The 24,372-nt window shown below is 63.7% G+C and carries 18 protein-coding genes and 3 rRNA genes; 2 read left to right on the forward strand and 19 right to left on the reverse strand.

Annotated features, from left to right (window positions below):
- Position 1: 1 nt before the first annotated feature.
- The 10 genes from BKA03_RS08675 to BKA03_RS08720 form a co-directional block, all read right to left on the reverse strand.
- Entirely contained in the window at positions 2 to 1,012 is a 1,011-nt protein-coding gene (locus BKA03_RS08675) for an HAD-IIA family hydrolase (RefSeq protein ID WP_179398001.1), read from the reverse strand.
- Complete coding sequence (locus BKA03_RS08680; RefSeq protein ID WP_257020124.1) at positions 1,005 to 1,640, reverse strand: hypothetical protein; 636 nt, start codon at positions 1,638 to 1,640, stop codon at positions 1,005 to 1,007. The genes BKA03_RS08675 and BKA03_RS08680 overlap by 8 nt, the downstream gene beginning before the upstream one ends.
- A gap of 670 nt (positions 1,641 to 2,310) precedes the next feature.
- Positions 2,311 to 2,427: ribosomal RNA gene (gene rrf, locus BKA03_RS08685) — 5S ribosomal RNA — on the reverse strand.
- Positions 2,428 to 2,510: 83 nt separating this feature from the next.
- Positions 2,511 to 5,608, reverse strand: a 23S ribosomal RNA gene (locus BKA03_RS08690).
- A 367-nt stretch (positions 5,609 to 5,975) separates the two neighbouring features.
- Positions 5,976 to 7,499, reverse strand: a 16S ribosomal RNA gene (locus BKA03_RS08695).
- The 16S, 23S and 5S rRNA genes sit together here, the layout of an rRNA operon.
- 551 nt (positions 7,500 to 8,050) lie before the next feature.
- Positions 8,051 to 9,334 carry a tyrosine--tRNA ligase gene (gene tyrS, locus BKA03_RS08700; protein ID WP_179398002.1) on the reverse strand — a complete coding sequence of 428 codons (1,284 nt, stop codon included), beginning with the start codon at positions 9,332 to 9,334 and terminating at the stop codon, positions 8,051 to 8,053.
- Positions 9,335 to 9,392: 58 nt separating this feature from the next.
- The gene (gene menC / locus BKA03_RS08705) at positions 9,393 to 10,520 is read right to left on the reverse strand and encodes an o-succinylbenzoate synthase (protein ID WP_179398003.1); all 1,128 of its coding nucleotides are present in this window, start codon (positions 10,518 to 10,520) and stop codon (positions 9,393 to 9,395) included.
- Positions 10,517 to 11,314 (reverse strand): hypothetical protein, encoded by a 798-nt coding sequence (locus tag BKA03_RS08710; protein WP_179398004.1) that lies wholly within the window; start codon positions 11,312 to 11,314, stop codon positions 10,517 to 10,519. The genes menC and BKA03_RS08710 overlap by 4 nt, the downstream gene beginning before the upstream one ends.
- A complete protein-coding gene (locus BKA03_RS08715; RefSeq protein ID WP_179398171.1) occupies positions 11,311 to 12,462 on the reverse strand; it encodes a M20/M25/M40 family metallo-hydrolase in 1,152 nt (383 codons plus the stop codon). Before BKA03_RS08715 ends, BKA03_RS08710 begins: the two co-directional genes overlap by 4 nt.
- A gap of 41 nt (positions 12,463 to 12,503) precedes the next feature.
- Complete coding sequence (locus BKA03_RS08720; RefSeq protein WP_179398005.1) at positions 12,504 to 13,085, reverse strand: AAA family ATPase; 582 nt, start codon at positions 13,083 to 13,085, stop codon at positions 12,504 to 12,506.
- Positions 13,086 to 13,121: 36 nt separating this feature from the next.
- On the opposite strand from BKA03_RS08720, the gene BKA03_RS08725 reads away from it, so the two are divergent.
- Entirely contained in the window at positions 13,122 to 13,595 is a 474-nt protein-coding gene (locus tag BKA03_RS08725) for a YbaK/EbsC family protein (protein WP_179398006.1), read from the forward strand.
- Between the two features lie 44 nt (positions 13,596 to 13,639).
- Here BKA03_RS08725 and argH read toward each other — a convergent pair whose 3' ends face one another.
- The 8 genes from argH to argC all read right to left on the reverse strand — a co-directional run bounded on the left by argH (position 13,640) and on the right by argC (position 22,269).
- Positions 13,640 to 15,064, reverse strand: coding sequence for an argininosuccinate lyase (gene argH, locus BKA03_RS08730; protein ID WP_179398007.1), 1,425 nt, complete (start codon positions 15,062 to 15,064; stop codon positions 13,640 to 13,642).
- 80 nt (positions 15,065 to 15,144) lie between these two features.
- Positions 15,145 to 16,350 (reverse strand): argininosuccinate synthase, encoded by a 1,206-nt coding sequence (locus BKA03_RS08735; RefSeq protein WP_179398008.1) that lies wholly within the window; start codon positions 16,348 to 16,350, stop codon positions 15,145 to 15,147.
- Between the two features lie 48 nt (positions 16,351 to 16,398).
- A complete protein-coding gene (gene argR, locus BKA03_RS08740) occupies positions 16,399 to 16,917 on the reverse strand; it encodes an arginine repressor (protein WP_308477969.1) in 519 nt (172 codons plus the stop codon).
- Positions 16,890 to 17,828, reverse strand: a complete 939-nt coding sequence (gene argF, locus BKA03_RS08745) for an ornithine carbamoyltransferase (protein WP_179398009.1) — start codon at positions 17,826 to 17,828, stop codon at positions 16,890 to 16,892. Before argF ends, argR begins: the two co-directional genes overlap by 28 nt.
- Positions 17,828 to 19,045, reverse strand: coding sequence for an acetylornithine transaminase (locus tag BKA03_RS08750; RefSeq protein WP_179398010.1), 1,218 nt, complete (start codon positions 19,043 to 19,045; stop codon positions 17,828 to 17,830). Before BKA03_RS08750 ends, argF begins: the two co-directional genes overlap by 1 nt.
- The gene (gene argB / locus BKA03_RS08755; protein ID WP_179398011.1) at positions 19,042 to 19,959 is read right to left on the reverse strand and encodes an acetylglutamate kinase; all 918 of its coding nucleotides are present in this window, start codon (positions 19,957 to 19,959) and stop codon (positions 19,042 to 19,044) included. The genes BKA03_RS08750 and argB overlap by 4 nt, the downstream gene beginning before the upstream one ends.
- Entirely contained in the window at positions 19,956 to 21,131 is a 1,176-nt protein-coding gene (gene argJ / locus BKA03_RS08760; RefSeq protein WP_179398012.1) for a bifunctional glutamate N-acetyltransferase/amino-acid acetyltransferase ArgJ, read from the reverse strand. The genes argB and argJ overlap by 4 nt, the downstream gene beginning before the upstream one ends.
- An 88-nt stretch (positions 21,132 to 21,219) precedes the next feature.
- Positions 21,220 to 22,269 carry an N-acetyl-gamma-glutamyl-phosphate reductase gene (gene argC, locus BKA03_RS08765; RefSeq protein ID WP_179398013.1) on the reverse strand — a complete coding sequence of 350 codons (1,050 nt, stop codon included), beginning with the start codon at positions 22,267 to 22,269 and terminating at the stop codon, positions 21,220 to 21,222.
- A gap of 114 nt (positions 22,270 to 22,383) precedes the next feature.
- Here argC and BKA03_RS08770 point away from each other — a divergent pair, with 114 nt between their 5' ends.
- On the forward strand, positions 22,384 to 22,884 hold the full coding sequence (locus BKA03_RS08770) for a GNAT family N-acetyltransferase (RefSeq protein ID WP_179398014.1): 501 nt from the start codon (positions 22,384 to 22,386) through the stop codon (positions 22,882 to 22,884).
- Here the strand turns inward: BKA03_RS08770 and BKA03_RS08775 are convergent.
- Positions 22,850 to 24,349 (reverse strand): DHA2 family efflux MFS transporter permease subunit, encoded by a 1,500-nt coding sequence (locus tag BKA03_RS08775; protein WP_179398015.1) that lies wholly within the window; start codon positions 24,347 to 24,349, stop codon positions 22,850 to 22,852. The two genes, BKA03_RS08770 and BKA03_RS08775, sit on opposite strands and share 35 nt — an antisense overlap.
- Positions 24,350 to 24,372: the final 23 nt, after the last annotated feature.

A 24,372-nucleotide genomic window follows, 5' to 3' on the forward strand; every position in this document is an offset into this window, starting at 1 on the left:
GTCATAAGCCTACTCTGAAGTCGGGGATGCTTCCAGCGTCAACCATAATGCCTATGTCCGCAGCCGCCCAAGCGGCGGCGCACGCGGCCCTGACGGCGTCGATCCCGTCACCGTCAACGATCAGCGTGCGCCCATCAACAGAAGCCGAGGCCCCGCCCACGGTCCACACCGTGCCCACACGAACCGGAGTCGGATGCACCTGCTCCAAACAACGCAGGTCTTCGCCGATATAGGAGGGGCGTTGGTCGGCCGGCGCCAACACGGCATCCCTCGCCGAGGAGACACCGGTGAGCACGAGCAGGCCAGGCATCCCCGCGGCCCTTGCCCCTTTGAGGTCCGTGTCGAGTCGGTCCCCTATGGCCAACGGGCGCACCGAACCGACCGATGCGGCAGCAAGGTGGAACATCGTGGGCAACGGCTTTCCCGCCGCTGTGGGACGCACTCCCGTCGCACTGATGACCACGCCAACGAGCGCACCGTTGCCTGGGGCGATGCCCCTCTCGTTCGGGAGCGTCATGTCGAGATTCGACGCAAAGAACCTTGCCCCACCCTGTATGGCGTACGACGCCTCGGCCAAGTCCCGCCAGGAGATGTCTGGCACGAATCCCTGGACCACCGCATCCGGCTCGTCGTTAGCCGACGAGACCAAGACAAACCCGTACTCGACGAGCGCCGAGCGTAGGCCTTTCCCGCCGACCGCGAGCACGGTCGCTCCCGGATCCAGATCCGCCGCCATCAGGCGTGCAACTGCCTGAGCGGCCGTCAGTATTTCCGCGGGACCCGTCGGGATGCCCAGACTGGTGAGGTGGTCAGCCACCTCGTGCGGCTCTCTGCTCGCGTTGTTCGTGACGTACACGATCCGCATCCCCGCCGCGCGTGCGCCGTTGAGCGCTGCGGGGGCGGTGGGAATGGCATAGGGTCCCCGATAAGCGACGCCGTCAAGGTCGACCAGTGCCGCATCAAACGCAACCTGAAGCGCTTGTGCGGATCCCTTGAGTGCCGATTCACTCATCTGCGTCATCCTCCAGGTCGTAGACGATCACCTCATCGTCAAGTGGGTCGACGACATCCGTAGAGGACTCCTGGTATTCTCCGTCTTTCGGTCCCCCTGGTTCAAGTGACCCGACAATCTGCAGGCGTGCCTCTGCCACGCGCTCGGCCATTTCCTGTCCGGCGCCGGTGATCGAGTCAAGAGCATGTAGCGCGGCGTCGTACTCGCCCATGTCCGCACGTGCACCGGCAACGACGATTTGCATCTCCATTTTGGGGTCGCCAACGAGGCTCGCAGCCTCAGCCGAGGCGGCGAGCTCAAGAACGCGAGCGGGACGACCAAGACCCCTCTCACAATCCGCCATGAGGGGCAAATGTTCAGTGGTGCCATTAAGCCTTACCACCGTACGAAACTCGCGAAGCGCCTCCGCGTAACGGCCCGTCGCGTATGCAGTAATCGCGGCAGCCTCACGCACGATATCGACACGGCCGCCCCTGGCAAGCGCGACCTGGGCATGCCTGTAGGCGAGTTCCGGGTCGTCATCGATCAAGCGCCCAGCCATGACGAGGTGACGCGCAACGTCGTCCGCGTTGTCCTTGGACAGGGTGCGCAGGCGACCACGGGCGTCCTTGTCCAGTTCAGAGGCCATGACCTCTTCCGGAATGTCCGGGGCATCAACTCTACGGATGGGCCGATCAATGTGCGGGCCCCGATCCCTATCGACGCCACCACGGTTCTGACCACCACGCTCGCCACCACGACCCTGACCATCGCGGCTCGGAGCACCGGGGCGACCACCACGATCGCCGCCACGGTTCGCAGCACCCGATCGATCGCCAGTGCGCGGTCCTCCATCGGCGCCAAAACCGCGGCCGGTGCCCGACGTACGAGGGCGGTCAGAGCTCTGCGCCCCGGAATACCCCGTCCGAGAATCGGACGAACGCACGGGCCTTTCGCCAGAGTCACCGCGGCCGGCTGTGGGCGAAGAACGCCGATCACTCCAGGTACCACCCGAAGTCGAGCTCGGCCGTCCCGAACCTTGCCCGCCGCGTCCGGAATACGAACCACCGGCAGCGCCACGACCTCGACCGGCACCTGGGGAAGAATTTCGGCGAATCGATTCGCCACGCGAATCATTGGCTCGAGCGGGACGTCCGTTTGAACGGTCGTCACCTCCGGAGGCCTGTCCGGGCTCCTCGCTCACGTCATACTCCTTCATGCCACAGCAATAGTCTCTCCGCGGAGAGATCTCGCGCGAAGACAAAGAACACAAAATGCGCGTAGGGGCCTCCCAAATGGGAGGCCCCTCGCGAAAGTATGTCCGGCAGCGTCCTACTCTCCCACACCATTTCCAGTGCAGTACCATCGGCGCTGAGAGGCTTAGCTTCCGGGTTCGGAATGGAACCGGGCGTTTCCCTCTCGCTATGGCTGCCGAAACTCTATGGAGATATATCGGTTACCCGACCGTATCTCGGGAACCGCACAGTGGACGCGTAGCAATGCAATGAAATCTTGAATGTGAGTTAAGTTATCGGCCTATTAGTACCGGTCAGCTTCAAGGGTCTTTAGTCCCCTCTTCCACGTCCGGCCTATCAACCCAGTGGTCTACTGGGGGCCTTCAGGGCAAAGCCCATGGAAACCTCATCTTGAAACAGGCTTCCCGCTTAGATGCTTTCAGCGGTTATCCCTTCCCAACGTAGCTAACCAGCCGTGCTCCTGGCGGAACAACTGGCACACCAGAGGTTGGTCCACCCCGGTCCTCTCGTACTAGGGGCAGCCTTTCTCAAGTTTCCTGCGCGCGCAGCGGATAGGGACCGAACTGTCTCACGACGTTCTAAACCCAGCTCGCGTACCGCTTTAATGGGCGAACAGCCCAACCCTTGGGACCGACTTCAGCCCCAGGATGCGACGAGCCGACATCGAGGTGCCAAACCATCCCGTCGATATGGACTCTTGGGGAGGATCAGCCTGTTATCCCCGGGGTACCTTTTATCCGTTGAGCGCTGGCGCTTCCACTTGCCACCAGCGGGTCACTAGTCCCGACTTTCGTCCCTGCTCGACCTGTCAGTCTCACAGTCAAGCTCCCTTGTACACTTGCACTCGCCACCTGATTGCCAACCAGGCTGAGGGAACCTTTGGGCGCCTCCGTTACTTTTTGGGAGGCAACCGCCCCAGTTAAACTACCCACCAGGCACTGTCCCTGATCCGGATTACGGACCGAAGTTAGATATCCAGAGCGATCAGAGTGGTATTTCAACAATGACTCCACCAATACTGGCGTATCAGCTTCAAAGTCTCCCACCTATCCTACACAAACCGCACCGAATACCAATACCAAGCTATAGTAAAGGTCCCGGGGTCTTTCCGTCCTGCTGCGCGTAACGAGCATCTTTACTCGTAATGCAATTTCGCCGAGCTTGCGGTGGAGACAGCGGAGAAGTCGTTACGCCATTCGTGCAGGTCGGAACTTACCCGACAAGGAATTTCGCTACCTTAGGATGGTTATAGTTACCACCGCCGTTTACTGGGGCTTAAATTCGAAGCTTCGCCTTGCGGCTGACCTCTCCTCTTAACCTTCCAGCACCGGGCAGGCGTCAGTCCGTATACATCGTCTTGCGACTTCGCACGGACCTGTGTTTTTAGTAAACAGTCGCTTCTCCCTGGTCTCTGCGGCCTTCAAACGCTTCCGGCAGCTAGTGCCTTCACGCCTCAGGCCCCCCTTCTCCCGAAGTTACGGGGGTATTTTGCCGAGTTCCTTCACCACAATTATCTCGATCGCCTTGGTATTCTCTACCTGATCACCTGAGTCGGTTTGGGGTACGGGCGGCTAGAACCTCGCGCCGAGGTTTTTCTTGGCAGCATAGGATCACCGATTTCCCGCCTAAGCGGTCACCATCAGGTCTCAGACTTAATGAGTTGCGGATTTGCCTACAACTCGTCCTACACCCTTAGACGTGGACTACCATCGCCACGCTCAGCTACCTTCCTGCGTCACCCCTGTTAATACGCTTGCCTACTACAAGTTCGGTTCGCGCGCTATTTCACCGCTCCCCGAAGGGTTAAGTGACTTCGGGCGCTTAGCATTACCTGATTCGGCATTGGCGGTCCTTCGCCGGTACGGGAATATCAACCCGTTGTCCATCGACTACGCCTGTCGGCCTCGCCTTAGGTCCCGACTTACCCAGGGCGGATTAACCTGGCCCTGGAACCCTTGATCATTCGGCGGACGGGTTTCTCACCCGTCTTTCGCTACTCATGCCTGCATTCTCACTCGTGTGGCCTCCACGGCTGGATCACTCCGCCGCTTCGCTGGCCACACGACGCTCCCCTACCCATCCACACGCCTGGGTCCGAAGACCAAGCAATGTGTGAATGACACAACTTCGGTGGTGTACTTGAGCCCCGCTACATTGTCGGCGCGGAATCACTTGACCAGTGAGCTATTACGCACTCTTTCAAGGGTGGCTGCTTCTAAGCCAACCTCCTGGTTGTCTGTGCAACTCCACATCCTTTCCCACTTAGCACACGCTTTGGGACCTTAGTTGGTGTTCTGGGCTGTTTCCCTCTCGACGATGAAGCTTATCCCCCACCGTCTCACTGCTGCGCTCTCACTTACCGGCATTCGGAGTTTGGCTGACGTCAGTAACCTTTTAGGGCCCATTGGCCATCCAGTAGCTCTACCTCCGGTAAGAAACACGCAACGCTGCACCTAAATGCATTTCGGGGAGAACCAGCTATCACGAAGTTTGATTGGCCTTTCACCCCTATCCACAGCTCATCCCCTCGGTTTTCAACCCAAGTGGGTTCGGTCCTCCACGCGGTCTTACCCGCGCTTCAACCTGGCCATGGATAGATCACTTCGCTTCGGGTCTAGAGCACGCGACTCAATCGCCCTATTCGGACTCGCTTTCGCTACGGCTTCCCCACACGGGTTAACCTTGCCACGTACCACTAACTCGCAGGCTCATTCTTCAAAAGGCACGCCGTCACCCCTGCTAGGGAGGCTCCGACGGATTGTAAGCACACGGTTTCAGGTACTATTTCACTCCCCTCTCGGGGTACTTTTCACCTTTCCCTCACGGTACTGTTCCGCTATCGGTCAGTAGGTAGTATTTAGGCTTATAGAGTGGTCTCTACGGATTCACACGGGATTTCTCGGGCCCCGTGCTACTTGGGATGACTCTCGAGAGTCCGCTTGATTTCGTCTACGGGGGTCACACCCTCTATGCCTGGCCTTTCAATGCCATTCGACTATCACGCGGATTTCTGACTCTCTGTGGGATCGGTAGATCCCACTGAAAGGTCCCACAACCCCGTTAATGCAACGCCTACCGGCTATCACGCATTAACGGTTTGGCCTTTTCCGCTTTCGCTCGCCACTACTCACGGAATATCTCTTCCTGTCGGTACTGAGATGTTTCACTTCCCGACGTTCCCTCCACTCACCCTATGTGTTCAGGTGAGGGTCACTGGACATGACTCCAGCGGGGTTTCCCCATTCGGACATCCTCGGATCAAAGCTTGTTTGCCAACTCCCCGAGGCTTATCGCAGGCTACAACGTCCTTCTTCGGCTCCTACTGCCAAGGCATCCACCATGTGCTCTTAAAAACTTAACTTACAGAAATCAAAGATGCTCGCGTCCACTGTGCAGTTCTCAAAATACGGGCGGGCCCACTTTCCACCAGCGCCTACCCGGGCACATTCGTTGAATGTTGTCGGGTGGTTCATCTGGATTCAGTGCTCCGCGCGGCCTGTCTTTCGACTGGCCTGAAGGTTCTGGCGTAAACGCCCGATCCCTCAGGACCCAACAGTGTGCCTTGTAGTGATGTTCTTTCGTGGGATCGTTCCAGCCCTAGGGCGTACTTGATCTCAACGCTTTCAGCGTCTCTACCACGTCGATGTTCCATCCATGAGCTCTCGCCGAACTACATATGAGTCCGAAGCGAGATATGGACACCCCGAAGAGTGCCAAGTGCTCCTTAGAAAGGAGGTGATCCAGCCGCACCTTCCGGTACGGCTACCTTGTTACGACTTAGTCCCAATCGCCAATCCCACCTTAGACGGCTCCCTCCCTTACGGGTTAGGCCACCGGCGTCGGGTGTTACCGACTTTCGTGACTTGACGGGCGGTGTGTACAAGGCCCGGGAACGTATTCACCGCAGCGTTGCTGATCTGCGATTACTAGCGACTCCGACTTCATGAGGTCGAGTTGCAGACCTCAATCCGAACTGAGACCGGCTTTTTGGGATTCGCTCCACCTTGCGGTATCGCAGCCCTTTGTACCGGCCATTGTAGCATGCGTGAAGCCCAAGACATAAGGGGCATGATGATTTGACGTCATCCCCACCTTCCTCCGAGTTGACCCCGGCAGTCTCCTATGAGTCCCCGCCATTACGCGCTGGCAACATAGAACGAGGGTTGCGCTCGTTGCGGGACTTAACCCAACATCTCACGACACGAGCTGACGACAACCATGCACCACCTGTATACGGCGCCGAAGCACTCCCTATCTCTAGGGATAGACCGTATATGTCAAGCCTTGGTAAGGTTCTTCGCGTTGCATCGAATTAATCCGCATGCTCCGCCGCTTGTGCGGGCCCCCGTCAATTCCTTTGAGTTTTAGCCTTGCGGCCGTACTCCCCAGGCGGGGCACTTAATGCGTTAGCTGCGACGCGGAACTCATGGAAAGAGCCCCACATCTAGTGCCCACCGTTTACGGCGTGGACTACCAGGGTATCTAATCCTGTTCGCTCCCCACGCTTTCGCTCCTCAGCGTCAGTTATGGCCCAGAGACCTGCCTTCGCCATTGGTGTTCCTCCTGATATCTGCGCATTCCACCGCTACACCAGGAATTCCAGTCTCCCCTACCATACTCTAGTCTGCCCGTACCCACTGCAGATCCGAGGTTGAGCCTCGGACTTTCACAGCAGACGCGACAAACCGCCTACGAGCTCTTTACGCCCAATAATTCCGGACAACGCTTGCGCCCTACGTATTACCGCGGCTGCTGGCACGTAGTTAGCCGGCGCTTTTTCTGCAGGTACCGTCACTTTCGCTTCTTCCCTGCTAAAAGGGGTTTACAACCCGAAGGCCTTCATCCCCCACGCGGCGTTGCTGCATCAGGCTTGCGCCCATTGTGCAATATTCCCCACTGCTGCCTCCCGTAGGAGTCTGGACCGTATCTCAGTTCCAGTGTGGCCGGTCGCCCTCTCAGGCCGGCTACCCGTCGTCGCCTTGGTGAGCCATTACCTCACCAACTAGCTGATAGGCCGCGAGTCCATCCCAGACCGATAAATCTTTCCAGACGATGACCATGCAGTCTCGTCTCATATCCGGTATTAGCACCGATTTCCCGATGTTATCCCAGAGTCTGGGGCAGGTTACTCACGTGTTACTCACCCGTTCGCCACTGATCAGGGGGAGCAAGCTCCTCCGTCACCGTTCGACTTGCATGTGTTAAGCACGCCGCCAGCGTTCGTCCTGAGCCAGGATCAAACTCTCCGTAAATGTTTGTTAGCAATTCGCCGAAGCGAGTCACAGTCTTACGAAGCGGCCCCCGAAGGGACCAGTTTAATCTCTAGCAAATGAACAAAATGTCACTGACATTTGTTTCGTTTACCAAAGGAATCCGTCATCGATCAGGCATTAGCCGTCACGACGCCGGAGTTTTTTGGCATCGACATGTGGCACACTGTTGAGTTCTCAAGGTTCGGACGCGCACCTCACCATTCCCTGTCGGGTCTGATTTGGGGCAACCGTTCTAACTTACTCCCTTTGACCTTCCCTGTCAACTTGCCTCATCGGCGTGTCTCCAGGTCGGAGGGGGTTTCCATCGTACATCTTCTGGCGCGCAATCGCGAACCAAATTCCATGCGATGGAGGGTGGCTACCTCGTGGAGTTCGCGGGGCCTTTTCAGTCCCTGCGCGTTGTCTCCGTCTGCGGCAACAAGGAAGACATTACGGGCTGGTTACGCCCGAGTCAAATCGCGAGGATCTCGGGCGTGTCGCACGTATTGTCCCTGGTAATTGACTGGTTGTGCCGTCACCCACTCGAGGTCCTACTCGAAGGCCCTGACAATTCCGATCGTCTTTTTTCCGCGCCGGAGCACGAACCAACCGCCCGCCAAAGCTGCGCCGGTGTCGAGGGTCGCATCGGCATCGCTCACCTTGACGTTGTTGACGTACGCTCCGCCCTCCAGAACGGCTCTACGAGCGGCCGACTTTGATTCGACGACACCGGCCTCAACGAGCGCGTCGACGACGGTTGTGCCTGGCGATACGGCACCCCCACCCAACTCCTTGGCACAGCCCGCCAGCGTCGAAGCATCCAGGTTCGACAACTCCCCCCTGCCGAAGAGCGCCTCGGACGCGTCCGCCGCTCCCTGGGCTGCCGCGGCGCCATGCACCAAGCAGGTCACCTCCCACGCGAGACGCCGCTGCGCCTCGCGCTTGAAGGGTTCCGCAGCGACCGCCTCTTCTAGCAACGCAATCTCCGCACGCGACAAGAAGGTAAACACCTTGAGGTAGCCGACAACGTCGGCATCGGCCTGATTGAGCCAGAACTGGTAAAAGGCATAGGGGCTCGTGAGCTCCGGATCGAGCCATACCGTCCCGGACTCCGTCTTCCCGAACTTGGTGCCGTCGGCCTTGGTGATGAGCGGCGTCGCCAACGCGTGAACCGTCACTCCCTCCGCCTTACGGGTGAGCTCGGTGCCCGAGGTCAGGTTCCCCCACTGATCCGATCCTCCGGTTTGGAGCACGCATCCGTAGCGGCGGTACAACTCAAGGAAGTCCATCCCTTGGAGCAGTTGGTAGGAGAACTCCGTGTAGGAGATGCCCTCGTCGGAATTGAGCCGGCGCGCGACGGTGTCCTTCGCAATCATCGTGCCGAGCCTGTAGTACTGGCCGATGTCGCGCAGCAACTCGATCGCGCTGAGGTCCTTGGTCCACTCGTAGTTGTTGACCATCCGTGCGGCGTTGTCGCCCTCGAAACTCATGAAGGGTTCGATCTGCGCGCGAATCCGCTCCACCCATTCGTGGACGACGTCCACGGGATTGAGGGTGCGCTCGCCGGCCATCTTGGGGTCACCGATGAGTCCCGTCGCGCCTCCCACGAGCAGCAGCGGGTAGTGGCCCGCATCCTGGAAGCGCCGCTGGGTGAGGATCTGCACCAAGTTGCCGATGTGCAGGCTGGGCGCCGTGGGGTCGAAGCCGCAATACAAAGTGATGGGACCCGCGTCGATCACGGCCCGCAACTCATCGTCGCCCGTAGTCTGCGAGATAAGTCCCCGCCATGCGAGGTCGTCCAGAATGTGTTCAGCCGTCAGGTTTTGGTCAGCCATAGTGTGGCCATTCTGTCAGCGTCCATGGCGCGCGGCCACGAGGCACGGCGTTGAGCGACTAAGGGAACCCGATGCGGACCGTCTCGACGGTTGCCTCCGCGAGCCGCTGACGGCTAGGCACCGCGGCCAGGCCAGGCACATCGGGAATGAGGATGTGCCCGTCGACGAGTTCGAAGGGCTCCGTGATGTCTTGCTTGTAGAAGCGGCCAGACGCGGAGATGTCACCCGTGATCGTGAAGCCGGGCATCCCCGCGAGCGCGGCATTCGCGCCCCTGCCGATGCCGGTCTCCAGCATCCCACCGCACCACACAGGGGTGCCGTGAGCGAGGGCGACGTCGTGGATCCGCCTCGCCTCGAGGTAGCCGCCCACCCGCGACGGCTTGATGTTGATGATCGCGGCGGCGCCCCACTCAATCGCGTCCTCGGCCGATGCCGCAGATACGACCGATTCGTCGAGGCACATGGGCGTGGTCATGCGTTGGGCGAGCAGGGCGTGGTGACGCATGTCCTCCTCGCCGAGCGGCTGTTCGATGAGCAGGAGATCGAAGGCGTCGAGCCGAGCCAGGTGTTCGGCATCGGCGAGCGTATAGGCCGTGTTCGCGTCGACCTGAAGGGGAACCGCCGGGTGTGCCTCGCGCACGGCGCGCACGGGTTCGATGTCCCAGCCGGGCCGAATCTTGAGCTTGATGCGCTGGTAACCCTCGTCAAGGTAGCCGGCCACGGCGTCGAGCAGCTCCGGGATCGAGTCCTGGATCCCCACGGACACTCCGGAGGGCACCCGATCGCGGGTGACTCCCAAGTAGTTCTTGAAGCTCACGCCCGCGGCCCGAAGTTGGGCGTCGAGCACGGCCATCTCGATCGCGGCCTTCGCCATGCGGTGGCCAACCACCTTACTGAGCAGGCCCGCGACCGACTCGGCGGTGAGGTCATCGGCGGCCGATGCTGCGGCAAGGCGCGGCAAGAGATGCTCCACCGTCACGTCCAAGACTCCGTCGAGGTACTCCGACGAATACACGGGCTCCGTGAGCGCCCCGCACTCGCCCCAGCCGACCACGAGGGCACCACCGACCTCCGCGGTGAGCTCGATGATAAGGACCCGCCTCTCTGTCTGTCTCGAGAAGCTCGTGGTGAACGGCGTCACGAGCGGCAACGCGATCGTGTGCAGGGCGAACTCGAGGACCTTCATCGTTTCTCCATCAGGTAGCGACCATCCCGGCCGACGGCTACGGGGCGCCAGCCCTCATCCCACCGTGGCGCCATGGCTTCGCGCAGCGCAAGCCTCCATTCGGCGGCAAGCGCGCCGTCGCGCGCCCTCAAGGATTCCACGTCGGAAGGAACGACGATCGCGACCGCATCGGCTCCTTCAGGAGCGCGCATGGCGACGGGACGATAATCTGCCCCTACTGACAGCACGAGCGGCGCGTCGCCTGGCTCGCGTGGCTGCCGGGGTATGAGGGAGTCGAGGTGCCAGCGCACCAGGATCCTGTCGGATCCCTGCCCGGTGTTCACGCCATCGGTCATCTGCCCATAGAAATCGACCAAGTACTCGTCAAGACTCGCACCCAGCCGCCGCACGTTGAACGCGGCGTTGCGGGCCACGAGCGGATCGAAGGTCCACGTCATCTCGGCCACACCGTGATCGAGGCACCACGCGCGCTGATGCAGCTTCATCGCAGTGCCGACGCCCTTGGAGGCCCTCCCGCCCTTGACGCCCGCGACGTGAGAGTGCATGGACCGTGCGTCCGGTGGACCAAAGAAGCCGGCGCACACGCCGATGAGCTCATCGGCCCTGAACGCCCCCGCCACATACGTTCCCGCATGCTCCATCGCGACGAGCAACGGAGCGCCCATCGGAGAGCCTCCCCATAGTTCCGTGAGGATGGCCGCGGCGGTCACGCACTCCTGAGGACGGAGGTTGCGGACGGTAACGCCCGCAGACTCGGAAGCGCGCACATAGTCGCTCCAGGCGTGCAGACTCATCGGCCCCCGCCCGCGAGGGTGTCCGCAATGAGCAAAGCCACCAGCGCCGTGCGGTGCGGAATGTGCTCGATGACCACGTGTTCGTCGGCGGCGTGCGCTCCCCCACCCACGGCGCCGAGCCCATCGAGCGTCGGCACCCCCATGCCGGCCGTCAAGTTGCCGTCCGACGCGCCTCCGACTGCAATCGCATGGAGGGGGTGAATTCCGGCGGAGTCCGCGAGCGTCGTCGCCCTCGAAAACAGATGTGCGGTGTTCGTGCGCTCCATGACGGGGCGGGTAATGCCACCGGACACGTCGATGCGGGATCCCGACAGCGTGGACTCGAGCGATCGCATCCCGTGGTCGACGCGGTGTTGTTCGGCGGCGGTCGTGGCGCGCACGTCGACGTCGAGGCGTGCGTGGGCGGGAACCGTGTTGACGGTGGTGTCAGCGCGGAGCCGCGTGGGCGTGACGGTGGTGCCATGGTCGGTGTCGGCGAGGGCTGCGATGACGGGAATCTGGGCCGCCAATTCGACGACGGAATTGATGCCCTTCTCCGGTTCGAGGCCCGCGTGCGCGGCACGGCCGATGACGTCCACTCCATACACCGATGCTCCCTTTCGCGCGGTCTTGAGTGACCCATCAGGGCCTGCGGCCTCAAGAACGAAGACGGCCTTTGCTCCGCGCGCCTCGTCCTCGATGAGACCCCGTGAGGTGGGCGAGCCGATCTCCTCATCGCCGGTGACCAGCAGGGTAACGCCGGCGACCGCCGCCGGGCCCGCCTTCTGGGCGAGCGCCGCGATCGCGTGAACGGCCTGCGCGAGGCCGACCTTCATGTCAAAACAACCGGGGCCGCTGAGGACGCCGCCGGTGATGTGGATTGGGTACGTCGCGAGCGAGCCGATGGGCCACACGGTGTCGTGGTGGGTCAGGATGAGGACGCGTCCCCCTCCCCCGAACCGCCACCGCAAATGAGTACATCCGCCGACGACAATGCGCTCCGGCGTGGAGGGAAGTCCTGCCTCGGCGAGACGCGCTCCCACGACCTCGGCCACGACATCCGCGCTACGCGCGATCGCCGCCAAGTCGTCGGATGGCGACTCGCAAGACATGAGCCGCTGGGCGTCGTCGAGAATCGCCCCAAGGCGTTCACTGCAGGTATCCAACATGGCCACATCGCCATCCTTCCACGCGCCAGGTTTCGCGGGAATTACCAGGCATCCGGCACTGGGGCCAGACCGTCAACCACGACGTCAGATGCCTGCAAGGTGCCCTCGGCGTTGAGGAACTCCTCTTCCGCGCACTGCCACACCTCCCATTGTGCTCGCATTGACTCGCCGTCGCGAGCCACGCCCCTGGCGAGCCGCTCGGGCCATGGCGCGTCGACGTAGAGGACGAGGCTCGCGTGCTTCCGGGCGGCGCGTTGGGCGACCCCGACGCCCTCGATCACCACGGCATCGGCCGCGAGGACATCGATGCGTTCCGCCCGCGCCGATGCGGCCCAGTCCCACCCCTCAAAGCCAGCTTTCTCGCCGCGCGAGAGTGGCTCGAGGATGCGCTTGCCGAGGATGTCCCACAGGACAGGCAGCCCGGTCCAGCCCTCGTACATGTCGTCCGCGTGGACAACCTGGGCGCCGAGCGCCTTGCCCAGGCGCTCAGCGAGGGTGGTCTTACCGGAGCCCGCGGGGCCGTCGATCAGCACGACGCGGGTGGCCCCGCATCGGGCGGGTGCTTCGAGCATCGCTGCGGCCAGTCCCGCGATCGAGGGATTGCGAGGCGCGGCCGTGGACATGCGGACAGGTTACGGCGTCGCCGCTACGGTGGGCGCATGAGCGAACTTCACCCCAAGGTTGCCCAGGTCCAGGCGGCGCTTCACGCCGCGGGCATCGACGTCACCGTGCGCCAGATCGACGAGGCCACTCCGACCGCGGCTGCCGCCGCCGAATACCTCGGCTGTGAGGTGGGCGCTATCGCGAACTCGCTCATCTTCATGGCCGACGGCGAGCCGATCCTGGTGCTGACGTCGGGCGCGCATCGGGTTGACACCACGTTGTTGGCTGGGCGCATCGGCGCTACGGCCATCACACGCGCCAAGCCCGACGACGTGAAGGCGGCGACAGGTCAGGTCATCGGTGGCGTGGCTCCGGTGGGACACCCAGCGCCCGTCCGAACGTACTTGGACGTAACGCTGGGCGCCTACGACGAGGTGTGGGCGGCCGCCGGCATCGCGGCGTCGCTTTTCCCCATCACGTATGCCGATCTACTGCGGGCCACCGGCGCGACCGAGGTCGAGGTCGACTAAGGCGCGGCGGGGGCTACGGGGCCCCGCCAATCTGTGATCGAGCACTACAACGCCGTCCACGGCCTGAACTGGCGCACGCGCGCACGCGCGGCCTTGCCCTGCTCGATGACCCGCTCCGGAGCGGTACCGCCCGCCCCATCACGCGCGGCGAGCGAGCCCTCGACGGTCAGCACGGCCAACACATCGGCAGTCAACGCAGGGTGAACCCCAGCCATCTCCTCCACAGTCATCTCGTGCAGTTCCTTGCCGCGCGTTTCGCACAAACGCACGCACGCGCCGGAGACCTCGTGCGCGTCACGGAAGGGCACACCCTGCTTCACGAGCCATTCGGCGATGTCGGTGGCCAACGAGAATCCCGCGGGGGCCAGGGACGCCATGCGCTCCACGTGGAAGACGAGCGTGCGCACCATCCCGCCGAACGCGGGCAGCAGCACCTCAAGCGTGTCCACCGCGTCGAGCACGGGCTCGTGGACCTCTTGCAGGTCGCGGTTGTACGCGAGCGGGAGGCCCTTGAGCGTGGCAAGCAGCCCCGTGAGGTCACCGATGAGCCTCCCGGCCTTTCCGCGGGCGAGCTCGGCAATGTCGGGGTTCTTCTTCTGGGGCATGATGCTCGACCCTGTCGAGTACGCGTCATCCAACGACACAAACCCAAACTCGACGGTGGCCCACGCGATGATCTCCTCAGCAAGGCGCGACAGGTCGATGCCGATCATGGCGGCCACCCACGCAAATTCGGCGATGACGTCGCGCGAAGCGGTGGCGTCAATCGAGTTTTCGGTGGGGCCCGCGAACCCGAGTTCGAGCGCCACCGCCGTGGGATCCAGTCCCAAAGTCGAGCCCGCCAACGCCCCCGCTCCGTACGGCGACCACGCCGCGCGCGCGTCCCAATCGGTGAGCCGCTCCACATCGCGAAGCAGGGGCCACGCATGCGCCATCAGGTGATGACCCACCGTGACCGGCTGGGCGTGCTGGAAGTGGGTGCGACCTGGCATCGGTGCGTCGAGGTGGCGATCGGCCTGCTCGAGCAGCGCGTCGACCACATCGAGCACCTGGCCCGCGATCTGACGCGCGTGGCGGCGCAAATACATGCGGGGAAGAGTCGCAATTTGATCGTTGCGCGAACGGCCGGCCCGCAACTTTCCGCCCAGCTGCGGCCCGACGGCCTCGATCAGCAGCCTCTCGAGCGCCCCGTGGACATCCTCATCCGACGGCGCGGGCACCGCAGTGCCGGACGCCACCTTCTCCCGCAGCGCGGAGAGGGCCCCGACCATCTGCGAGGCCTCGTCGGCCGTCAGCAGCCCCGCGCGTTCGAGGGCGTGAGCGTGAGCGATCGAGGCCGTGAGGTCATCGTCGGCGTATCGCCAGTCGAAGTGCGTCGACACGCTCAACCGTGCGAGGGCCTCGGCGGGCCCGCCCTCGAAGCGCGCGCCCCACAGGGCACCCTCGTTCGTTCCCGATGCGTCGGCCATGATGTCCTCTCGTCAACGACGGCACCCCCGCCAGGGACATACCCATGGCGGAGGCCACCTCACACAGTGATACGACCGAACTACAGCCCGAGCACCCTGGCCTCGCGAGCCGCGGCCTGCTTGGCGGCAAGGCCATAGATCTCGATGTAGCCGCGAGCGGCGCTCTGGTCAAAGGTATCGCCCTCGTCGTACGTCGCGAGGTTGAAGTCGTATAGGCCCACGTCGGAGCGACGGCCGGTCACGACCGCGGTGCCCCCATGGAGGACCATGCGAATCTCGCCGGTGACGTATTCCTGGGTCGACTCGATGAAAGCGTCGAGCGACTTCTTGAGCGGGCTCGACCACATGCCGTCGTAGACCAACTCGGTCCACTTCTCGCCGATCACGCGCTTGTACCGCGCCTGCTCGCGCTCGAGGGTCACGTTCTCCATCTCGCGGTGCGCCTCGATGAGCGCGATCGCGCCGGGTGCCTCGTAGATCTCGCGGCTCTTGATGCCAACGAGCCTGTCTTCAACGATGTCGATGCGGCCGATGCCGTGGGCGCCCGCCCTGCGGTTCATCTCCACGATCGCCTGCAGCGGCGTGACGGACTGGCCGTCGATCGCGACGGGGATGCCGCGTTCGAAGCGAATGATGACCTCGTCGGGCACCGGCGGGAACGACGGGTCGTCCGTGTAGTCGTAGACGTCCTTGGTGGGCGCGTTCCAGATGTCCTCGAGGAAGCCCGTCTCGACGGCGCGGCCCCACACGTTTTGATCGATGCTGAAGGGGTTCTTCTTGGTGGTCACGATCGGCAGGTTGTTGCGCTCCGCATAATCGATGGCCTTGTCACGCGTCAGCGCGAGGTCACGCACGGGAGCAATGCACTTGAGTTCGGGTGCGAGCGAGGCGATTCCGACCTCGAAACGCACCTGGTCGTTGCCCTTTCCGGTGCAGCCGTGAGCCATCGTGGTGGCGCCAAACTCGCGCGCCGCCTTCACGATGTGCTTGACGATGACGGGGCGGCTGAGCGCCGAGACCAGCGGGTACTTGTCGTGGTAAAGAGCGTTCGCCTTCAGGGCGGGCATGCAGTACTCGTTCGCGAACTCGTCGCGCGCATCGGCCACGTAGGCCTCTACGGCGCCACAGTCGAGCGCGCGCTGGCGGATGACATCGAGGTCCTCGCCACCTTGACCGACGTCGACAGCGACGGCGATCACTTCGGCGCCGGTCGCGTCGGCGATCCAGCCGATTGCTACGGAGGTGTCAAGGCCTCCTGAGTAGGCCAGGACGATGCGTTCGGTCATGTGATGAGTCGCTTTCTGTGGTGTCTGTGTGGCTGTGTTGTCTGAGGATCAGTTCAGTGCGCCGCTGGCGCGGTCGAGAAACTTCTGGGCGAGGCGAATGCCTCCATCAACGTCGCGAGAGATCACGACAACGGTGTCGTCACCTGCGACGGTGCCGACCACATCGGGGTCGTCGTGACCGTCGATCGCGCTCGCCAGGAATTGGGCGGCGCCGGAGGGCGTGCGGATCACCGCGATATTGCCCGAGCCGTCGGTGGCATGAACCAGCTCGGCACACATGCGGTTGAGCCGCGCGCCGGTGTCCTGCGACTCCTCCATGGCCGCCTGTGTCGTGTAGACCATGCGGCCGTGCGCGTCACGCACCTTGACGGCTCGCACCTCGACGAGGTCGCGCGAAAGGGTCGCCTGGGTGACCGAGATACCCTCGGCCTCGAGGCGCAACGCCAGGTCGCCCTGAGAGCCGAAGCCCTCGGTCTCGATGAGTTTCGCGATCAGCGCTTGGCGCGCCGCCTTCGTGGCAGGGATCGTGGGGCTCGCCATCACTCCCCCGTCCGCGCGGCCAGCCACGTGAGTAGCGCCTTCTGTGCGTGGAGGCGGTATTCGGCCTCGAGCCACACGATGCTTTGGGGTCCGTCGATGACGTCGGCGGTGATCTCCTTGCCGCGGTAGGCGGGCAGGCAGTGCAGCACCTGAGCACCTGGGGCCGCGAGCTCGAGGGTGCGGGCGTTCACTTGGTAGGCATCGAAGCGGCCGATGCGGTCGCCCGACTCACCCTCGTCGCCCATCGAAACCCACGTGTCGGTCGCGATGACGTCGGCTCCGATGACGGCGTCGTCGTGGTCGGTCGTGACCTGGATCGAGCCGCCGTGTTCGGCCGCGAGCTTCTTGGCGTCGAGCACGATGCGCTCGTCGGGCATGTAGTCGTCCGGGGCGCCCACGCGCACGTGCATTCCCGCGAGCGCGCCGCCCAACAGGTAGGAATGGGCCATGTTGTTGGCGCCATCGCCCACATAGGAGAGCGTGAGGCCCGCGAGGGCGTCGACGCCGCCCCGAGCATCGGCAATCGCGGAAAGGTCCGCGAGGATCTGGCAAGGGTGGAACGAGTCGGTGAGCGCGTTGACGACCGGGACCCCAGCGTGCGCCGCCATCTCCTCGACCCGATCCTGACCAAAGGTGCGCCACACGATCGCGCTGACCTGGCGACCGAGCACGCGGGCGGTGTCTGCCACGGACTCGCCACGACCCATTTGGGACGACGCCGCGTCGAGAACCAGCGGATAGCCGCCGAGCTCGGCAATGCCGGTCGCGAAGGACACGCGCGTCCTGGTCGACGGCTTGTCAAAAATCACCGCCACGGCACGGGGGCCCGCGAACGGCTGGTGCAAATGGCGGTCGGCACGGAAGGCGAGGGCGAGCTCCAGAACCTCACGCTGCTCGGCTGCGCTGAGGTCGTCGTCCCTCAAGAAGTGACGCACCATCACGTCTCCTTTGCGAAGGCCGCGTGGGCGGTCAGGTAGTCGGTGAGCCATGCGACAAACGGGGCGGCCTCTTCGCGAGTGAGCGTGAGCGACGGCGCCAAGCGGATGGTGTCCGGGTTGGGCGGGTTGATGATGAAGCCATCTTCGAGCGCGGCGGCGGCGACCTCGGCCGAGATTTCGGCCTCAAGCCTGATGCCGAGCAAGAGGCCCTCTCCCCGTACCTCGGCAACGCCTGGAATCGCACCAATGGTCTCCTTGAGCCACTCGCCCATCGCCTTCACGTGGGCAAGGAGTCCGCGCGAGTCGATCGCGTCGAGGGTCGCCAGTGCGGCGGCCGACGCGAGCGCGTTGCCACCGAAGGTGCTGCCGTGTTGGCCCGCGGTCAGCAAAGTTGCCGCCCGTGGTCCGAACGCGACGACCGCCCCAATCGGAAAGCCCCCACCGAGGCCCTTGGCAAGAGTGACGACGTCGGGAGCAATCCCGTGAGCGTGCATCGCGAGCCACTGACCGGTGCGGGCGATGCCCGTCTGCACCTCGTCGACGACGAACAGCGCGCCGTAGCGCGTGCACAGGTCTCTCGCCGCCTGCAGGTAGGCGTGCGCCAGCGGCACCACGCCAGCCTCGCCCTGAATGGGCTCAATGAAGAGGGCCGCGACATCGTCACCCATCGCGTTTTCGAGGGCCGAGATGTCGCCAGGAGGCAGGAATTCCACACCGGGCACGAGGGGCGCGAATGGCTCGCGATAGGCGGCCTTGTGCGTGAGCGCGAGAGCGCCGGTCGAGCGGCCGTGGAAGGAGTCCTCGAGCGAGAGGATGCGGGTGCGTCCCGTCCTGCGCGACATCTTGAATGCCGCCTCGTTTGCCTCCGTGCCGGAGTTCGCGAGGAACACGCGCGAGCCCTCAGGGGCCCCACAGATGTCGATGAGCCTCTCCGCCAGGGCGATTTGTGGCACGGTGGCGAAGAAGTTGGAGGTGTGGGCGAGCGTCGATGCCTGCAACGTGATCGCCGCGACCCATTCGGGGTCGGCATGGCCGAGAGCGTTGACGGCGATGCCGCCAAGCAGGTCGAGGTAACGGTTGCCGTCCGCATCCCACACGTAAGAACCCTCGCCCTTGGTGAGCACGCGTAGGGGACGCCCAAAGGTCGCCATGACGGCGTTCCCGTAGCGGTCGAGGCCTTGCTCACTGAGTGCTTGGACATCGCGCGGGCCGGTCATCCCCACAGGTCCACATCGTCTGGCCGGACCATCGTGCCGATGCCGGAAGAGGTGAAGATCTCGGTGAGGATCGAGTGCGGAACGCGGCCATCGATGATGTGGGCCTGGCCGACGCCGCCGCGCACGGCACGCAGACACGCCTCCATTTTGGGCACCATTCCCGACACGAGGGTGGGGAGTAGCTTCTCGACATCCGTCGCGTGCATGCGGCGGATGAGTGACGACGGATCCGGCCAGTTCGCGTACAGGCCCTCGACGTCGGTGAGGACGATCAGCTTGCGGGCACGCAGCGCCACGGCAATCGAGGCCGCTGCAGTGTCCGCATTGACGTTCAGGACCGTCGTGGGGTCGTCGATGTCCGGCGCCACGGTGCTCACCACGGGGATGCGGCCGGCGGAAATGATGTCCTGGACGGCGGCCGGGTTGACCTTGACCACGTCGCCCACGAGCCCCACATCGATCTTCTCCCCCTTGACAACAGCATCGCGACGCTTGGCCTGCAGTAGCCCCGCATCCTCACCGGACAGGCCGACCGCAAGCGGTCCGTGATCGTTGATGAGTCCCACGAGTTCGCGAGAGACCTGGCCCGTGAGGACCATGCGAACCACGTCCATCGCCTCGGGCGTCGTGACGCGCAGGCCGCCCTTGAACTCCGACTCGATGCCCAGCCGGTTGAGCATGTCGCTGATTTGGGGTCCGCCACCGTGCACCACGACGGGCTTGAGCCCAAGGAGGCGCAAGTGGACTATGTCTTGGGCGAATGCGCGCTTCAACACGTCGTCCGTCATGGCGTTGCCGCCGTACTTGATGACAACAATTGCGCCCTTGAACTGCTCAATCCACGGCATCGCGTCGATGAGGACGCTGACCTTCTGCTGGGGGCTGAGATCTGGGGTCTCGATCAATTCGCTCATGTGCTGTACGCGCTGTTCTCGTGGACGTAGTCGTGGGTCAGGTCATTGGTCCAGACGGTCGCGGTTGCTTCGCCAGCGTGAAGGTCGATGACGATGTCGACGGCGCGTGGGTTCAGATCGATCAGCGAGCGGTCCTCGCCGACGCCGGACGCCTTGCACGCGTGAACGCCATTCACCCACACGTCGAGCGTCTCGGCATTGAAGGGTGCCTCGTCCTCCGGCACGGTGCCGACCGCCGAAATGATGCGACCCCAGTTGGGGTCCTTGCCGAAGATGGCAGCCTTAAACAGATTCGACCGCGATACGGCGCGAGCCACCTTCTCGGCGGCAAGTTCGCTCGTGGCATTTACCACGCGAATCGCGATGTCGTGCTCGGCGCCCTCGGCGTCACGCAGCAACTGCTGGGCGATGTCATGAGCGGCCGCCGTCAGCGCGGTCTGGAACTCCGAAGGAGAGGGTTGAAAACCCGATGCGCCTGAAGACATGAGCACGACGGTGTCGTTTGTCGACATGCAGCCGTCGGAATCAAGGCGATTGAATGTGGTGCGCACGGCCTCGGTAAGGGCGAGGCGCGCCTGGGCGGGATCAATGATCGCGTCGGTGGTGATGACGCACAGCATCGTGGCCATTCCCGGCGCAAGCATGCCCGCACCCTTCGCCATGCCCCCGATGCTCCATCCGTCGCCTTCGAACACCGTCGTCTTTGCCACCGAATCCGTCGTCATGATCGCTTCCGCCGCGACCGCTCCCCCGTCGGGAGCGAGGCTCGCGACCGCGGCGTCGACTCCCGCGAGCAGCGTCGACATCGGCAAACGCATGCCGATGAGGCCCGTCGAGCACACGGCCACGTCTCCGGGAGAAACGTCTCTCCCTTGCGCCTGAAGTGCCGATGCGACGTGCTCCGCGGTCGTGTGGGTGTCGAGAAAGCCCTCAGGTCCAGTCGCGGCGTTTGCTCCACCGGAGTTCAGCACGACGGCGTCGGCGCGACCGTCGGCGACCACTTGGCGGGTCCACACGACAGGAGCCGCGACCACGCGGTTAGACGTGAACACTCCTGCGGCCACGAAGGTGGGGCCCTCGTTCACCACGAGTGCGACGTCCTTCTTCCCTGACGCCTTGAGGCCAGCGGTGATACCAGCGGCGATGAAGCCGCGCGGGTGGGTAACGGTCATGTGCATAAGCATACATCACGATGTAAATAGATGCAGCGCAATTAGATACACTCGCCGCGCTGTGGGCGTGTCGGCCGCCCGTGAAACCCTACGGCGCGAGCCCCATCATCGTCAGACCCATCGTCTCCGGCAGACCCAAGGCCACGTTCATCGACTGCAATGCGGCACCCGCGGTGCCCTTGACCAGGTTGTCAATCGCGCACACGGCGACCACCCTGCCCGCCTTCGCGTCGACCGTGACCTGGACGAGTGCCGTATTGGCGCCGACCGTCGAGGCGGTGGCAGGCCACGACCCCTCGGGGAGCACGCGCACGAAGGGTTCGTCCGCGTAGGCATCGATCCACGCCGCGCGCACGGAGTCGGCGTCCGCTCCCGGTGCCAGCGGTGCCGTGACCGAGGCGAGAATGCCGCGCGACATCGGGACGAGAACGGGAGTGAAGCTGATCCGCGGGTTGGGAGCGCCAGCCGACGCAAAGTTTTGGAGTATCTCGGGGACGTGTCGGTGCGTCCCTCCCACCGCGTACGGCACCGCGGAGCCAAGACCCTCCGCCGCGAGCAGGTTCGCGGCGAGCTTCTTGCCCGCACCCGAATATCCCACCGCAAGGGTGGCGACCACATCGGAGGCGTCGATGACTCCGGCCGCGATGCCAGGCTGCAGAGCGAGCGTGACAGCGGTGACGTTGCAGCCGGGCACCGCAATGCGCTTACTACCAGGTAGGAGGCTCCTCTGTAGCCCATTCGGGGTGACGAGTTCGGGCATTCCGTAGGGCCACGTGCCCGCGTGTTCGCCGCCATAATATTCGGCCCACGCGTCCGCGGAGGCGAGCCGATAGTCGGCCCCGCAATCGAGAACAAGGACGTCGGCGGGAAGTTGGGCGGCGATAGCGCCCGAAGCGCCATGCGGCAGGGCGAGCACGACCACGTCGTGCCCGGAGAGGGCCTCAACGGTCGTCGGCTCAATGACCCGAGACGCGAGTGGCACCAAGTGGGGTTGGTGAGCGCCGATGGTGTCACCCGCCGAGGCATGCGCCGTGAGCGCCCCAAACTCAACATCGGGATGGGCGCTGAAGACGCGCAACACCTCGCCGCCCACGTAGCCGGAGGCCCCCGCGACTGCCACTCTGATCACCATATGCATAACTATACGCGATACTGAATGAAGATTTCCAGCGGCCACCATCGAAGCCATCGCGTCGCACATTCTTCACACTCGCGTGACGCGGCTGACACGCGTCTCCGTCACAATGGACCTATGCAGAACCTGCGGATGCGCATCATGCGTGCGAGCGACGTGCCCGCCGTCACCGAGCTCAACAACTCGGCCTACCCTGCCGTCACGATCCTCACCGAGGAGGAAATGGCCAACCTCTTCGCCCTCTGTGACATCTCGCTCGTCGCCACCAACAGGGACAAGCAGGTCACCGCCTTTCTGCTGAGCATCAACATGGGAAAGCCGTACGAGTCGGAGAACTACCGCTGGTTCGAGGAGCGGGGCGTGCGCCACCAGTACATCGACCGAGTCGTCGTGAGCCCCTCAGCCAAGGGGACCGGTGTGGGAAGGGCGCTCTACGAATCCGTGTTTGAACACGCGCGCCAATGCGGGGCAAACGAGGTCACGGCCGAAATCAACGTGCGCCCCGCCAACCCAAGTTCGATGGCGTTTCACGAACGGCTTGGCTTCCAAAGACTGTCTGAGCAGGAGACCAAGGGCGGCAGCATCAGGGTCGCGCTTCTCGCACGCTCCGTTTACTAGGCCCCTGCGCGCCGTCCCGCAGGTGAAGAGGCCGCACGAAGAACGCCGCAACCAGCGTGCCTGCGAGGACGACCACCGCGGGCAGCACGAGAGTCTGACTCATGGCCGTCGCGAACCCGCCCTGAAGCGCAGCGGGAAGCTGCAACCCCGCAGACGATTGCCCCTGGGAGGCACCGAAACCCGCAGGCATGTGGGCGGCAAGGCGATTGGCGATGAGGGTCGCAATCGCGGCCGAACCCAGGACCGAGCCGATCTGACGCGTGGTGTTGTACACGCCCGCTCCCGCGCCCGAGTCCTGGAGCGGCAGGTTGCGCGTCGCGGTAGACGATATGGGGCCCCACATGAAGGCGGACCCGACCCCGAGCATCAGTGAGGGCACGAGCAGCGCCAAGATCGACGCACCCGGGGCCATGAGCAGGGAGTACAGCCAGAGGGAAGCAGATACGAGCAGCGTTCCAGGCACCACCAGGTATCGCGGGTGCACGGCATCAGTCAACTTGCCCGCCACTCGCGCCAATACCATGGTCGCGACAGCCGACGGCGCGGTCATCAGGGCCGACTGGGTGGGACTGAGCCCGAGCACCACCTGAAAGAAGTAGGCGATCGGAATGAATGCCGACGTCACCATGAATCCGACGCTGGCGATGGTGGCGTTGGCCAGCGAGAAGTTGCGGTCCTTGAAGAGCTTCAGCGGCAGCAACGGCTCACGTCCGCCGCGGCCCTGAGTCAGTACGAAGACGACCAGGAGGGCCACCCCGCCGCCGATGCAGACCCAAATCCAGGCGACCCAGTCGTGGGACTGCCCCTCCTGGAGACCGAACACAAGACCAAACATGCCTAACCCAGAGAGGGCCACCCCGAGCCAGTCGAAGGTGTGCGAGTGCGTCTCAAGATCGGGCACGAGCGCCCGCGCCGCGATGAATGCGCCCACGCCAATGGGGACGTTGACGAAGAAGATCCATTCCCAGCCGGGGCCGTCAACCAGCACGCCGCCGAGCAAAGGACCGAGCAGGCTGGCCACCCCCGCAGTGGCACCCCACAACGCCATGGCGCTTCCGCGCTTGGCCGCGGGGAAGGTCCGGGTGATCACGGCCATCGTCTGGGGCGTCATGAGAGCGGCGCCGATTCCCTGAACGCCACGCGCGGCGATCAGGTTGCCGATGCCGCTGCCGGGAAGTGCATCCGCAAGGCCACACGCAAGCGAAGACAGCGTGAAGATGACGAGTCCCACGAGATAGATGCGCTTGGGTCCATACCGGTCGCCGAGCCTTCCGGTAATCAGCAGGGGCACCGCGTACGCGAGCAGATAGGCGCTCGTCACCCAGATCACCGAGTTCGTGCCGGTGTGCAAGCCCCGCTGAATTGACGGGTTGGCCACGGTGACAATGGTGGTGTCGACGAGGATCATGAAGAAGCCGATGACGAGCGCCCAGAGGGCACGCCAGGCTTCGCGTTCGCTGGTCATGGGGATTCCTCGGTTCAGTCGCG

The sequence above is a fragment of the Demequina lutea genome (assembly GCF_013409005.1).
Taxonomy (GTDB): Bacteria; Actinomycetota; Actinomycetes; order Actinomycetales; family Demequinaceae; genus Demequina; species Demequina lutea.